This is a genomic window from Flavobacterium fluvii, assembly GCF_900129545.1.
Lineage (GTDB): Bacteria > Bacteroidota > Bacteroidia > Flavobacteriales > Flavobacteriaceae > Flavobacterium > Flavobacterium fluvii.
Genome location: NZ_FQWB01000001.1, coordinates 587,073 through 604,855, shown reverse-complemented (window position 1 = coordinate 604,855; position 17,783 = coordinate 587,073). Strand labels below are relative to the sequence as shown.

Below are 17,783 nucleotides of genomic sequence, written 5' to 3'. Positions count from 1 at the left end.
ATAAATTAACGAGATGCCCCTCTGGTTAATTTAGAAAAATATAAACTTGAAGTAAACAATTTTACCTCGATGAAAAAAAACTACCTACTAATTATTGACTTTTTTTTAATTGTCAACAAAATATTCTTGTTACAAGGGTTTTCTTCCCGTGTGATTAAACGCTCCATAATTTCAACAAAAGGAGGAGAATATGGATTAATAAAAGCAATAAAAAAACCTGTTTTTTCTAAACTGATTTTAGTTCTCTTAACAGGGTTAATCGGTTTGTCATCTTATGCCCAAACCTACAAGACTTTTTCAATAAGGAAAAAAATAGACATAAGAGGAAAAATGATTGTTGCCGGGAACAATATTCTCGGAAAAGACAATCTTCCTTTTAATGACAATACATTAGCCAACCAGAATATTTCGATGCAGTACATTGATATTGATGGGGATGCTTCGACTTTCAATTCCAGTAGTGCGGATCTTTCAGTACCACCACAAAAGGACGGAAGTGCCACCACTTGTTACAGGGTTGCCTATGCCGCTTTGTATTGGGGGGCAATGCTTCAGAGCGGGAGTAGAACTGATATCAATAAAGTGAAATTAAAATTGCCCGGAGCCACAACATACAATGACATTAATGGCGAGATTGTTTATGATGCAATTGCCAGTCCCATTATTCCCGATTCGAATACACCTTATGCCTGTTTTGCCGATGTAACCAGTTTATTGTCAGGTTTGACAAATCTTTCCGGAACTTACACCGTGGCCAATGTAATTTCAAGCACAGGTGCTAATGGCACAACGGGGTTGTCAGCCGGTTGGACTCTTTTCGTGGTTTATGAAGATCCTAGTCTTCACATGAAATCATTTAGTGTCTTTGATGGATTTAGTCATATATATTCAGCCCATACTGAAAAAATTCCTGTTACTGGATTTACAACCCCACCATCGGGTAATGTAGATTTACAATTTGCTTATGCAGCTTTGGACGGAGATAAACCTCAAGGGGGAACTAAACTGGAATTTGGAACAAAGCAAGTCGTGACCCCTTTGCGACCTGCCAATAATTTTTTCATCTCCACAATAGAAAATACCAATGGAGTTTCAACTCCTAGAAATCCTTCCGGAACCAATACCTTGGGTTATGATACCGGTGTTTTGGAAGTTATCGGTGCAGACCCCGAATACATTGACAACAATCAGACTTCTACCGATTTTACCTTGCAGGTGGCCAAGGGACAGGCGGATCCCGTTTATGCTTTTTTTAGTGCTTATGCAGTAGACATTATTGCACCAAAAATTGACCTGACCAAAATAGTAAAAAACACTTCAGGGGTTAACGTTGGTGGCGGTAATGTTACTTTAGGACAAAGTTTGACCTATGAAATCAGTTATCAAAGTGTGGGTAATGATAATGTCAAAAATTTTACAATCAAAGATATACTTCCCATAAATATCACATTTAATCCCGCCACCAATATAGATTATTCCAATGCAGGTGGAGCAACATTTAAGTCCTATGATCCACTTACAAGGACAGTTATTTTCAATATTCCAAACACTTCGGTAGAAGTTAATGACGGTATTTACACAATACGTATAAATGTACAAGTGGTTCCTGATTGTAATAGTCTGACTACGGCTTGTTCCAATGAAATAAAGAACCAGGCTTTTGCGACCTATCAAGGGGTGATTAACACCAATGTATTTCAGGAAGAAGGTAGTTTTGCCTCGACTGCCTGTAAATTAGGTTCTCCAGAATCCACGAATTTTTTGGTAGATATTACCAATTGCAAGTTTACCCAAAATGTAATTTTATGTGGCTCCAGCGTGGTACTGAAAGCCTCGGATGGTTACAGCACCTATTCCTGGTCCAGAAATCCAGACGGTAGTTCTCCAATTGGCACTGGACAAACGTTTACCGCAACACAAATAGGTACTTATTATGTTCATAACACCGCGGCATCCACTTGTAAAAGTATCGTTGAAGAGATTACGGTAAAGCATTTTGGGGTTACCAACACCAATCCCGTAATTCCTTATGCGCAATTGCCTTATCTGGGTGAGGTGGTAACCTGTCCCGATGACGGAAAAAAATTGCCGAATCTCTTTCTTTGTGGTGCCAATGATACTCGAGTAATCCGAACAGGAATTAGCGATGCAACAGCGATTGAATGGTACAAATTGAATGAAGGTAGTTGCGTGGCTGTTGTCAATCCTGATTGCGCCAATGAAAACACGTCTTGTACTTGGTCGCTTGTAGGCACTGGGGCAGATTATACGGCAAACACTTCAGGCCAGTTCAGGCTTACCATAAGATATACAGGAGGCTGTTTTAGCCAGTTTTATTTTAATGTATATCAAAATTTTTTGAATCCCACGGTTACTTCCAAGGACATTCTTTGTACTACTAATGGACAAATAACAGTTGGAGGCGTACCTTCAGGCTATGAATACAGCTTAAATTCCGCAGGTCCTTATCAATCCAGCAATGTTTTTCCAAATGCAAGTTTCCCGGTTATAAATGCAGGTTCATATACTGTTTACATCAAACAGGTAGGCGTGAATGCAAATCCTTGTATTTTCTCGGTTCCCGACATCCTTATTAGACAAAGAAATTTTACGGTTTCCACTTTCCTGACCCAACCTCTTTGTAAAGGAGACAAAGGAGCCATAAAATTGGTAGCCAATGATGCGCTTCCGCAATATTTTTTTAGTGTTTCCCAAGGAGCAACTTTGGTTAACAGTGTTGGCCCAATAGCAGCTAACGAGTATCAATTTTCGAATTTGAATCCAGGAGTTTATACAGTAAGAGTCAGGACAGATGATGGTTGTGATTATTCCAACACTGTTGAAATAAAAGAGCCAGATTTGTTGACCGCAACGGCTGCAATTACCAAACCATTGACTTGCACCGATGGGGAGATAACTGTATATCCTGTTGGAGGAACTCCTCCTTTCATTTATTATGTAAACAGCACCACTGTTTTCCAAAGTACACCACAAATTGCAGTTACAAATCCACTTCCAACAGGAGGAATTTATAATATTGTCGTTGAGGACAGCAACAATTGTACGACAACCACTTCAATTACGGTTGCTGCAATACCGCCTCCGGTTTATACGATGAGCCATACCGATATTAAATGCTACAATGACAACACGGGAGTGATTAATTTTAATGTAACGAATGCCAATGGATATACCTTGGCGTACAGTATTGACAATGGCGTTACTTATTTACTGACACCAACATTCTCCAACTTATTTGCAGGAACTTACAATACCATTGTGCGTTACACTTTAGGAACATCCGTTTGTTATGGCACAATGCAACCAATAACTATAACTCAGCCAAGCACAGCTTTGACTGCATCGGCAGGAGTGTCCGAATTGGCTGGTTGCGGCCCTTCGGGAGAAGGAAAAATACGCATTACCAATCCGCAAGGAGGAACTGCTCCTTATGAATATAGTTATGACAATCAATCAACTTGGACAAGCGTTAATGATGCTTACAAAGCTCCAGGAACTTACACGGTGTACATCAGGGATGCTAACGGATGTATTTTCAGTATGCCTAATATCATTATTGACCCCAAACCAGTTGAACCAACTATTAGCGTTGATGAAGCTGTTTTCAATTGCGATGGTACTGCAACCAGTACAGTGACCGTAACCAATAATGGAGGAGCCAATTATAGTTACCAATATCTTTTGGACGGTGTTCCGAATACGAATGTTCCATCCAATGTTTTTACCAATGTGCCTTCAGGAACTCATACGGTCAGTGTTTCCTATAAATTATTAAGCGTTCCCACTTATAGCAACTTGTTGAAAGAAGATTTTGGATCTGGAGCGCCAACCACAAGTCCGGGGATTGCAAGCGCTTATTGTTTTAACGATCAGCATGTATTGGCACCTTATGCTTGTACAACAAGATCAGTCGAAGACAACCAATATTCCGTGGCCAGCTTTTTTTGGAGACCAGACGATCCAAGTAGTAATAATTCTGGAGCTTGGTACCACTTTACGGATCATACAAGCAATGGAACGAATGCAAATGGAAGATATTTATTGGTTAATATTGGCTCTGCAGCTGGACCTTATGGCGTTTTATACAGCAAACCCATTGTCGATATTATTCCAAATCAAGACATAAAAGTGGATTTGTATCTTGCTAATTTGATACGAGCTTCTCGAACTGGAGCTAAACCGGATTTCATAATAGAATTAGTAAATGGTTCAGGCGTGGTAGTGGCTTCACAAGCAACAGGTGTAATTGAGAATAATGAGATTTGGAATCTAAAATCATTGTCTCTAAATCCAGGGAATAACACTAATTTGACATTTAAAATCCGTTCTGGTAGTATTCTATATAATGGGAATGACGCTTTAATTGATGACATAATAGTCTATCAATTACCAAAATCGTGTATCACTACCAAAGATTTCACCATAACAGTGTCAACTGGCAAAGCCTTTGATGCTTCCATCACGGGATTCAAGAATGTGAGTTGTTCTGGAGCAAATGATGGTGAAATTACTATTGCGGCACAAAATTTTGATGCCACAAAAGGGTTTCAATATTCCACAAATAACGGAACGACTTGGAATACCCAATTGACTTCTCCTTACACTATTACAGGATTGGCCAATGGCACTTATGCAATTTTAATACGTTACGATGCCACTTCGACTGGAACTTGCGTTAAAACATTTTCTCAAATTATCACGGCTCCATCACCTCTTACGGTTACGGCTTCGGTAACCACGGCAGCTACTTGTTCTACAGGGGCTACCGTTTCGGCAGTTGGGGCAGGAGGAACTTTGGCTTACCAATACGAATTGAGGGATGCCGCTGGAGTTGCAGTAATTCGACCATACCAAGTAAACGCACAGTTTACCAATGTGCTTGCAGGAAATTATACTGTTTTCGTAAAAGATGCCAATGGATGTGTTAGCGCAGTTGGTGCTGCGATAAATGTCGTGGCTCCACCAACTTTAACGGCTACTTTGGATCCAAGTTCAGACCTCTGTTTTGACAGCTTGAATCAGGCTTCATTGGTAGTAAATGTCTCAGGAGGAACTTCGCCTTTTGTTTATAGTTTAGACGGAGCTCCTGCTCAAAACAGCAATACGTTCTCCAATGTGGGAACAGGAACCCACAACATAATCGTTACAGACAGTTACAATTGTACTGCGACCATAAGTAATATTGTCATTGCGCCTCAATTGACAACGGCAATTACCAATATCAAAACATTGGATTGTACCGCCAGTCCTAATGCTGTAATTACGGGAACTATTTCTGGTGGAACGGCTCCTTTTACGGTAACGGTACTTTCTGGAACTGGACCCGGAACAATTGCATATCCAACTGCGACTACTTTTACTTATACCACTGCTGTTGGAAGTACTTATCAATTCCAAATTACTGATTCCAAAGGTTGTATTACAACAACTACAGCAACGATAAATCCATTGGTTCCGATAACGGCAACCACTACCGATGTTAATCCTTCATGTAGTGGAGTTTTGGATGGGTCGGTACAAATAATTCCATCAGGAGGAATAGGACCTTACACATATAGCAAAGATGGAACTACTTATGTTTCGGGTTCATTGTTTTCAGGTTTGGGAGACGGAACCTATACTTTTTACATCAAGGACAGCAATGCATGTTTTATTACTAAAACGGTTACCCTGACACAGCCTACTGCTTTGGTTGTTTCTGCAACAGCAACAGCCTTTAGTTGTAGCGCTACCAACACCAAACAATCAGCGACGATAACCATTGCAGTTCCTACCACAGGAACAGCACCATATCAATACAGTTTTAATGGAAGCGGCTACAGTGCTGCAAATACATTAACATTGAATGATAATGGATCGGATCAGCCTTATACTTATAGTGTAAGAGATGCTAAAGGTTGTATTGTATCAGGTAGTGGTACCTTATTAAAATTAAATTCACCAATTGTTGGCACTATAACCAACTCTGCCATTACTTGTAATGCAACAACGAGTACAGTTACGGTAACACCTACTGTTGGAACAGGGGTTGGTACGCTGACTTATGAAATTACTTTTCCTCTAACTGCTGCAACTTCAAACACGACAGGTGTTTTTGCGGGATTATCACCGGGAACTTACATCTTTAAAGTAACCGATGACAATGAATGTTATTATACGGAATCATATATTGTAAATCCAGTTACGCCAATTGCGGTTATCGGAAACAAATTGAGTGATGTTTTGTGTAATGGAGGAAATACGGGATCGGTTCAATATACTGTTTCCGGATTTTCGGGAACCTATAGTTATAGTATTAATGGAGACTCAACTATTACGGGACAAACAGCAACAACCATCAACCTGGCCAATCAATCTGCGGGAACCTATGCGATTTTGATTACTGATGAGGTAACCGGTTGTACTGCGAATGCTTCAGTAACAATAACGCAACCCTCTGTTTTAGTAGCATCTTCTGCAACTGCAACCCATGTTAACTGTAACAATGACGATTCACAAATTACCATAACTGCTTCAGGAGGAACAATAAATTATACTTATGCAGCAGTAATTTCGGGTGCAACGGCTCCGACAACTTATAATAATAGCAATGTAGTAACAGTTGACACAAACTCGGCTACCAATTTAATTTGGGATGTTTATGTAAAAGATGCCAAAGGCTGTATCGCAACCACCACGGTAACCGTGATAAGTGATGCTTTACCCACGATTGACACACCTGCCATCCAATGTTATGTTGGATCACCAATTAACATTAGCATTACGGGAACATATGTTGGAGTGCCAACTTACAGCATCGGTAGTGGATATCAATCCAGTCCAAATTTCACAATCAATGCTGCGGGAACTTATACTTTAAGCCTTAAAGATGCCAGCGGATGTGTAGCAACAACAACTTACATCGTTTATCCACAGTTAACTGTTTTGCCGGCGATTACAAAAGAGTTGGATTGTACAATATGGCCAGCAGCAATTATTACAATTACGGCAGCAGGAGGAAAAAGCCCGTATTCATATGCAGTTTCCACTGATGGTGGAAGTACGTATGTCGCAATGGGAACCAATGTGTACTCGACTTTAGCGGCTGGAACTTTCCAATTTAGAATTACTGATGCCAACAACTGTACGACTACCGCCACGACAACAATAAATCCATTGGTTCCGATAACGGCAACCACTACCGATGTTAATCCATCTTGTGATGGTGCTTTGGATGGTGCGGTACAAATAATTCCATCAGGAGGAGTAGCACCTTACACTTACAGCAAAGATGGGGTTACTTATGTTCCGGGATCTTTATTCACAGGTTTAGGAGATGGAACACATACTTTTTATGTTAAAGACAGCAAGGATTGTTACATTACTAAAATGGTTACCCTGACACAGCCTGCTGCTTTAGCGGCTACAGCATCAGTAACTCCATTTGCATGTAGTGCCACTAATACGAAACAAGCGGCAACAGTAACAGTAACTTCAACATTAGGAACAGGAACAGCACCATACCAATACAGTTTTAATGGAAGTGGCTACAGTGCTGTAAATACATTAACATTGAATGATAATGGATCGGATCAACCTTATACTTATAGTGTTAGAGATGCCAAAGGTTGTGTTGTATCAGGCAGTGGCATCTTATTAAAATTAAACCCACCAACGGATTTGGGCTTTACGGCTACACCAATAACGTGTACTGCGACCACAACAACCGTAACAACTAGTGCAACAAATGGAGTGGGGACATTGACTTACGAAATTATATTTCCAACTGCCTCTGCGACTTCAAATACATCAGGCGTTTTTGCGGGATTATCTCCGGGAACTTACATCTTTAAAGTTACGGATGCCAATGGCTGTTATTATACGGAATCACATATTGTAAATCCAGTTACGCCAATTGCGGTTATAGCAACAAAATTGAAGGATGTTGATTGTTTTGGAAACACGACAGGTTCGATACGTTACAATGTAAGCGGATTTACAACCTATAGTTATAGCGTGAATGGAGCAACTGCCGTCACGGGTCAAACGGCTGCAGTGTTTACTTTGCCAAATCTAGGAGGGACTACTACTTATAATGTTGTCTTTACAGATGAAACTACAGGCTGTATTGCTCCTACATCAATTACAATAACGCAACCTACAGCTGCTTTATCAGCAAGCATAGCACAAGTAAACGCCAACTGTTTTACACCAACTTCACAGGTTACGGTTACTGCAGCAGGAGGAACGGCTTCTTATACTTATGCCTACAAACAAGACGGAGTGGCTCCAATAACAACAGATTATGTAGCTGCTAACGTAGCCAATTTAAATCCTGTGACGAATGCAAATTGGGACGTTTGGATAAAAGACGCTAATGGATGTACAATTAAGTATGACATTGTCATTGCTACAGATCCAATACCTACAGTTAAGGCTTCTGCTACAGGACAATGTTTGGGAGTGGGAAGTTACACTATCACCGCCGCAGGTTCTGGTGGGCTTGGAACATTGACTTACAGTATTAATAATGGCGGTTCTTATCAAGCAGGAAATACTTTTGTGGTTACTACAGCAGGCAGTTACACCATTCGAGTAAAAGATGCCAATGGTTGTACTGCCGATAGTGCACCAGTAGTTGTCGCGCCGCAACTGACATTGAGTTCTGTTTTGAATAAAGGAATTACTTGTAATATAGATCCAACTTTAGCCGCAGCCCAAATAACGATAACCGCAACAGGAGGTAAAGCTCCGTTCACTTATGAATCTAAAGAAGCTTCCGGTTCTTATACCGCTATGGGAAGCAATGTATTTAATTCAAGTGTTGCCGGGAGTTATACTTTTAAAGTTACGGATGCGAATGGTTGCAGTGTTGAAACAACAACTCCAATTGTTACCACATTACCCGTGAATCCTGATATTACTGGAGTTACGCAAACCCAAGATATCTATTGCAACGGCGAAGCCACAGCATCGATATCTGTAAGCATTGATGCCAGTAAAGGAGTTGGTCCATTTACTTATAGCATAAATGGTACAACTTTTCAAGTATCTAATGTGTTTTCTGGATTAATTGCGGGTACTTATACAGCAACTGTGAAAGACGGCAATGGCTGTATAGATACTGAAACAATTATCATTAACCAGCCAGATACTTTAAATTATACCCTTTCAAAAAAAGATATAGAATGTTCTGGTTTGGGAGGAACAACTTTAGGAACTGTTACGGTAGATGTAGGTGCAGGTTTAGGAGGAACCGCTCCTTACACTTATATTCTAACCAATAACGTTGGCGACCCAACACAAACAGAGACCAACAATCCTGGTACAAACTTTACGTTTACAGGATTAAATTATGGAACTTATTCTTTAACTGTAGTTGATGCCAATGGATGTTCTCTTAAAAAGAACATAACAGTTGCATCCCCGCCTAATGATTTAACAATTGATATTCAATCGACTGCAAGTTGTTCTGACGGTGGTACAGTTAAAGTTACCGCTACTTCGGGACTGTTGGGTGCTGGTCCATTTTACTTTGCCATATATCAAAGGGATGCTGTATCCGGTTTGTATCCGGGCGTGCCTAATGTTATCGCAGGCGTGCCGGATGCACCCTATATTACTGAAGATATACCAGGGACACCAACAGCTACTTTTACAGGATTGACTCAAGGAGTAATTTATTCCTTTATAGTTTATGATATGGCGACAGGCTGTTCATATATCAAACAGGCAACAACTCCTACAATAAAAGTCACTAGCTTAGCCACTTTACGGGTGGTAACAGATGTTACCTGTAAAGGAGCTGGTGATGGTACTGTTTCTATTACATTGGATAAAGAACCTACTGCGCCTTCAGGATATGTTGCTCCTACATCGGTAGATTATGTTGTATATGATTCCAAAACCAATTTACCAATTTTGCCGGCAAATCAAGTTTCTGGAATAATTGTTGGTGCTTATCCTTTTGCAATGCCTTTGATTGGTGGACTTTCTCCAGGTTCTTATTATGTGGTCATTACCGAACATGGGGGAACTAATGACGGTTGTAAAAGCGCTACTCTTCCTTTTGATATATATGAATCTGCAACGGATTTAATAGTTACCGTTTCAGTAGTAAAAAACGCCAATTGTAATGCCAATTCAGGACAAATTGTGGCCATTGCCCATGGAGGAACCACAGTATCCAGGGAAGACCCATCAGCGGTGCCTCCTCAAGTATCAGTTCCTATTCCTTACCAATACCAGATTTTACCGGATGTAAATCCAATTGGAATAGGTCTGGAAGATAGTCCGCCCACAGCTTCTGACAGTAATTGGAACTTTTCCAATACATTTATGAAGGATAGTGGCAATTATATCGTCTATGTGAAAGACGCATATGGCTGTATTAAACAAGCGACCGTAACATTAAATACAGACGATGTACCTACAATTACGGCACCAACAGCTCCAATTTGTTACGACGGTAGCATGCCGTTTACGATTACTTTTTCGGGTACTGTAGATCCAGACATCGTTGGAGGTGCAACTTACAGCGTCAACGGAAGTGCTTTCCAGACATCGCCAAGCTTTACATTCAATGCCGCCGGAACATATAATTTGGTAATTAAAGATGGGAATGGTTGTACGGAAAACGTGGATTACGAAGTATATCCGAAGTTAAATTTGTCGGCCACTTTAACCAAAGAACTGGATTGTACAGGGATACCAAATGCTGAAATTACCTTAACAACAACAGGTGGAAATACAACACTACCTGTTAATTACACGTATGAAGTGTCTTTCAATAGTGGTGGTTTTGCAGCAGCGTCAAATCCATATACCGCAACAACAGCAGGAACGTATGATTTCAGGGTTACGGATGCCAATAATGCAACGCTGTGTCAGGCAACGACAACTTTCACTTTAGATCCAATTCCAACTACAGTATTTGCTGCTCCTACAGTAACTAACGTAAGCTGTAATGGTGGTACTGACGGAACGATTACCGTGAATGTAACTTCTGGAGTTGGACCTTATGAATATCAGTTGAATACTGGAACTTTCCAATCTTCAAACGTGTTCGCTGGATTAGCCGCTGGAACTACTTATGTTATTACGGTTAGAGACGCGAAATCATGTCTTTATCCGAGTGCTCCAATTACAATTACGCAGCCTACGGTTTTAACGGCAACTACATTCTTGACCACGCCATTGACTTGTGGTGCAGGAAATGCGGCACAACCGGCGACAGTAACCATAAATGGCGTTGGCGGAACTGGGCCATACGTTTATAGTTTTGATTTAGGAGCCAATTATTCTGCTACCAATACCTATCAATCTTATGTTGGAACTGCTTTTGATGTTCTTGTAAAAGATGCTAAAGGTTGTGTTTATACTTTAATAAATGGGGTAAACATACCAGCTTTAGTTCCACCAACGGATTTAACTTTCAGCACGACATCGGCAGTTACTTGCTTGGCACCTGGAACAGTTGAAATTACGGGCCACACAGGAGGAGTAGGCATATTGCAATATGAAACCATTGCACCTTCTCCAATTATTGTACCGCAACAAACGACAACTACCTTTGCAGGTTTGACACCGGGAACCTATTTATTTCAAGTAACGGATGCCAATTTCTGTACTTACCAAGAATCATATACTGTTAATCCGGTAACGAATATCACCGTTTCAGGACAATTAATTAGTGACGTGACTTGTAATCCGGGAGCTAATGGAGAAGTTCGATTTACGGTTGCAAATTTCACGGGAACATATAGTTACTCGTTAGATGGAGGAACAACAGTTATCACGGGACAAACAAATCCAATAGTAACTGTTTCAGGATTGACAACAGCAAGCACGCAAAACATTATTGTTACAGATGAAATAACAGGATGTACTGCAACCACTTCTGTTACTGTTGCACAACCGACACCATTAGCCTTGGTGGCAAACCCATTTGTTAATGCCAATTGTAATTTTGGTGCACAAGTAAGCGTGACTGCTTCAGGAGGTGTTGCGCCTTATAGTTATTCCTATGTAATCAGCGGTGCGTCGGCAGGAACTTATTCTACTTCGGCTTCGGCAGTTTTAGACCCGGCTATTGCCACCTCTTGGGATGTATGGGTTAAAGATGCCAATGGTTGCGTGATAACAACACCATTACCAATTACTATTGCAACAGATGCTTTGCCAATTATCGTTATGCCTGCATCACAATGTTTTGTTGGAACACCATTAACCATTGATCTTTCAATTGGACAAACGGTAGCTGTAAGCCCGGCAACCTATACTATTAACGGTTCAAACCAAACGAGTCCAATCTATGCCATTAATGCTCCGGGGACTTACAAATTGAGTATTGTGGATGCCAATGGTTGTAGTTCGAACGTGGTAGATTATGTCGTACAGCCACAATTATCATTGAATGCTGTCTTGACAAAAGAGTTGGATTGCACGACTAGTCCAGATGCTGTTGTAACACTTACTGCTGGTGGTGGTACTACATCTTACACTTTATATGAATATTCTACAAATGCGGGAACGAGTTATACGGCTATGGGCAGTAATGTACTAACGACATCAACAGCCGGAGCCTATATTTTTAGAGTAACAGATACTCAAGGTTGCCAAGCTGTTTCTTCGGGAGTAATGATAACACCACAAACTACTCCAACATTTGCTTTTACTCAAACTAATGTAAGTTGTAATGGTGGTTCCGATGGCAGTGTCGTGATTACGGCGGCAAATGGGATTGCACCATACCAATACAGTATTGACAATGGTACAACTTATCAAGCTTCAAATGTGTTTACAGGATTGAATGCTGCAGGAATCTATACAGTTGTTGTAAAAGACAGTAAAAGTTGTGCTTCGGCAACAAGTCCATTAACAATAACTCAACCTACCATTGTTGGAGGTACAGCAGCACTTACCCAAGGATTGACTTGCGGTGCAGGCAATGCAACCCAAGCTGCTATTGTTACTGTAACAGGAAGTGGAGGAACAGGTTCTTATCAATATAGTTTTGATGGAGGCATGAATTACACGGCAACAAATACTTATTCCACAAATATTGCAGGAATGGTAACAGCTTATATTAAAGACGCCAATGGTTGTATAAGCACTGTTCCGGCAACGACAAATGTTCCGGCATTGAATCCGCCAACAAATTTAGATTTTGTTTCAACTGCAGTAACCTGCTCGAACTTGACAAGTACCGTTACACTAACTACTACAAACGGAGTTGGTGCATTAAGTTATGCGATATTGTCTCCTGCAAGTGCAACATCGAATGTTACTGGAGCTTCAAGCGGAATCTTTACAGGATTATTGCCTGATACGTACTTGTTCCAGGTAACGGATGCCAATTTCTGTACCTACCAAGAATCATACACGGTTAATTCGGTAACGAATATCACCGTTTCAGACCAGTTGATTAGTGACGTGACTTGTAATCCAGGAACTAATGGAGAAGTGTTGTTTTCGGTTGCAAATTTTGCAGGCACATATACTTATTCAATCAATGGAGGAATTGCAAGTGTACCACAATCAAATCCGACGATAACAGTTTCTGGATTAAATTCCGCAGGTACGCAAACTATAGTAGTAACTGATGTGGTTACAGGATGTACTGCTACAACATCTATTAATGTTGCACAACCTGCACCATTGGCTTTAGCGGCAAACCCATTTATCAATGCCAATTGTAATTTTGGTGCCCAAGTAAGCGTGACTGCTTCCGGCGGAGTTGCTCCATACACTTATTCGTACGTGATAAGCGGTGCGACGGCAGGAACTTATACTACTTCCGCTTCTGCAGTTTTAGATCCAGTTTTAGGAACATCTTGGGATGTTTATTTGAAAGATGCCAATAATTGCGTGATTACAACACCATTTCCGATTACTATTGCAACAGATCCTCTTCCTTCCGGAATAACCGTTCCGGGATTAAGTCAATGTCCGAGCTCTACAGGCACTTATACTTTTACTGTAAATGTGGCAACAGGAATGGCTCCATTTGAATATAGCATTGGTTCAGGATTCCAAACGAGTCCAACTTTTACCGTGAATGCACCGGGAACCTATACTGTAATTGTAAAAGACAAAAATGGTTGTACGACTACTGCAGCAGGTTTAGTTGTTATTTCACCGGCTTTGCAATTGCAGGCAGCTATCACCACTTTGCCAAGTTGTACGGATGGGGATGGTGCGTTGACACTAACCGCTACAGGAGGTTCGGGTAATTATGACTATAGCATAGACTCAGGAGCGTATCAAGCTTCCGCAAACGTTACCAACATTTTTGCAGGAACGCACACACTAACCGTTAGAGATGTTACAACAAATTGTACCAAGTCTATTCCGGTAACTTTTGGAGCAGCCACTCCAATCACTGGTTTTGCCCTTTCAAAAACGGATGTTACTTGCAATGGAGGAAATGATGGAACTATAACAGCGACGATGAATCCTCCTGCCGTTGGAGTGAACGATAATCCAATATACACCTACAGTATTGATGGTGGAATTACCACCCAAACTTCTGCTATTTTTAGCGGATTGACAGCAGGAAATTATACAGTGACGGTAACTTCAGGAAGGGGTTGTGTGGCAACTCAAACCATTACCGTGGCTGAACCGGCTATTATTGTAGTTCCTGCTCCTAACGTGATGCAATTTGGCTGTAATTCAAGTTCAAATGCCATGAACTTTGCCACGATTACCGTGACGGGAGTAACGGGAGGTTCAGGAGTTTATGTCAATTATGAATTCCTAAAAGGAGGAACTCGAGTACAGTTTGGTGCCAGCAATGTATATACTGAGGCTAATTTATTGGGAGGAAGCTATACGGTAAACGTTTATGACAACAAAGGTTGTATCGGCACTACGACGACACCTATTGTCTTAAATCCATTTATTGCTTTGGACAAAATAAATATTGCTGTTAACAATGCCATTACCTGTACGAATCTGGAAGACATCACGGTTTCGGCAAGCAGTATTGGAGGAACGCCGACTAATCTGAGATATACTGTTGCTGATTCCAATGCGACCACAGGCGTGATTGGAGCTAATTATAATTTTACCAATACGACTGGAGTTTTCACGGGATTAAATATTGGGAATTATCTAATTACTGTCGAGAATTTGGATACAGGATGCAGCATTCAAGACGTGCATTATGTAAGCAACCCAAATACGTTTGATCTTGCCATAAGCAATATTGTTGATGTAACCTGTTTTGGAGGTACAAATGGCAGTGCCAATGTTACCATTATTGATAGAACCATCACGGCTACCAATCCAGACCAAGCTGGACCATTCAGTTATACAATAGTTGATGCATTAGGAAATCCGGTTACCTCTGGAACAAGTCCAAATGCAGGACCATTCACCATCAATGCTTTGGCTGCAGGCACCTATTCAATCACGGCTACATTAAACAATAGTCCGTATTGTGGTGCGACCAAAAACTTTACCATCAACCAACCAAATGCAGCATTGACTATTGCCGAAACGCATACAGCCATAACTTGTATTTCTGGAAATAATGATGGTTCTATTTCGGCATCTGCCGTGGGAGGATGGCCGGGAGGTTATGAATTCCAATTGGAGTTGGGAGCGACTGTTGTTTCCCCTTGGAGTACGAAAACTAGTTTTATTGACTTAACCCAAGGCACCTATACGGTTCGTGCAAGAGATGCAAAAGGATGTTCCGTTTTTGTTGATGTACTTTTGGCAAATCCAACACCTATCGTGTTTACGGCAAGTCCAAGTGCGGCATCGGTGAGTTGTTTTGGAGACAGGAATGCCAGCATAACTGTTTCACCGCCAACAGGAGGTCAAGGATCGAATTATTTATACACGTTAAACACCACGTCTATGGTGCCGGCTACTGCCAGTGGCCCTCAAGCTTCGCCTATGTTTAGCGGTTTGGGAGCTGGAACATACACCATTACCGTGAGTGACGGTTGGGGATGCAGTGCTACTTCTTCTACACCAATTGTTATAGGAGAGCCATCAGTTGTAACCGCTAGTTTAGTAGTGGCAACCACCCAAACGTGTAACAATCTAACCACTCTTACATTAAGTGCCGTTGGAGGAACACCTCCTTACACTTATAGCGCAGATGGAATTGTTTATAACGCTGCAACATTCAACCCGTCGACAACATTCCCGGTAGCTGTTGGAACGCATCATTATTACGTTAAAGATGCCAATGGTTGTACCAGTTACATATCTAATGACATCAAGATCGATCCATTGCCGACATTGATGATTAAGCTGGATTTGTCCAACGCGGTTGTCAATTGCGCTGGAGATGCCACGGGAGTAATTGTGGCAACGGCCCAAGGAGGGTTGGGCAATTATGTATATACTTTACAAGATGCTTCAGGTAATCCACTTCTTGCTGCTGTTCAGGCAAGTCCAGGTGTTTTCACCCAACTTGTCGCAGGTGGTTATAAAGTTCAAGTGTCAAGCTTGGATTGTTCGACCACTTCAGCCCTGATTACCGTTACTGAACCAAGCACTCCAATAACGGCAACTTATGTTGCAATGGATGCAACCTGTAATGGAGCCAACAACGGAACAATAGTAATTAATGCTTCTGGAGGAACGGGTATAATTAAATATGCCATATCACCACGTTTAGACCAGTTTTTCGTTTCAAACAAATTTGAGCTGCTTCAGCCAGGGTTTTATGAAATTATTGCCCAAGACCAGAATGGATGTTACATTCATACTTTGGGGATAGAAATTAAGGAGCCACCTCTTATTATTCCGTCAGTGGATCCATTGACCATTATCCCAGAGATGTGTTTTGGTGATAACGATGGCGCCTTTTTCCTTGATATTACTGGGGGAACAATGCCTTATAGTGTGAGTTTGGACAAAATCAACGGTCCATTTACTCCGGGTACTGCAACCCAAACACAGTTTGATTTTACAGGATTATCGGGAGGGGATCATACGGTGTATATCCGTGATGCAAATTTATGTAATGCTGAAATTACGGTTGCTTTGCCGGCATCGGTAAAATTGGATCCAAAAGCAATTGTTGATTATGATTGTTTGAACAATTCACCTAGTTTAACCGTTACGGTGACCATAGATGCCAGTATTACTAATCCTGCCGATGTGGATTACGCATTGGACGGATCGGGTTCTTATCAAGCGAGCAACGTGTTCACGAACTTGTCTCCGGGCATACATCATATAACGGCACGTCACTCCAATGGTTGCGAAAAAGACACGCCAGATTTCGAAATTTTACAAATTGACCCATTGACATTGGTCTTGAGCGATGGAGGATTAAATGAAATTGTGGCAACTACGACAGGTGGAAGTCCTGGGTATAAATACACGCTAAATGAAGTGGATTTTGGAAGTCAAAACTCTTTCATATTCTACAAATCCGGTGATTATACCGTTACGGTTACCGATTCAAACGGTTGTGTGGCAACGGCTACGAGATATTTTGAATTCATCGACATCAAAATTCCAAATGTGTTCACGCCAAACGGTGATGGTGACAATGATGGATGGACACCGACAAACACAATCAATTATCCAGATTTGATATTCCATGTTTTTGATCGATACGGACGTAAAGTGGGTACTTACAGAGAAGGACAATCTTGGGATGGTAAATACAACGGCAAAGAATTGCCGACAGGGGATTACTGGTATGTTTTAAAACTGCAAAATGAAAATGACTCCCGAGAATTTGTTGGTCATTTCACCTTGTACAGATAATTATTTAAGCCGGAAACGACAGAGTTCCCATAATAAAA

The 17,783-nt window shown here is 41.1% G+C and carries 1 protein-coding gene; it reads left to right on the top strand.

What is annotated here, in order from left to right:
• Window positions 1-69 precede the first annotated feature (69 nt).
• The gene (locus BUC16_RS02525; RefSeq protein ID WP_073367684.1) at window positions 70-17,745 is read left to right on the top strand and encodes a T9SS type B sorting domain-containing protein; all 17,676 of its coding nucleotides are present in this window, start codon (window positions 70-72) and stop codon (window positions 17,743-17,745) included.
• Window positions 17,746-17,783 lie beyond the last annotated feature (38 nt).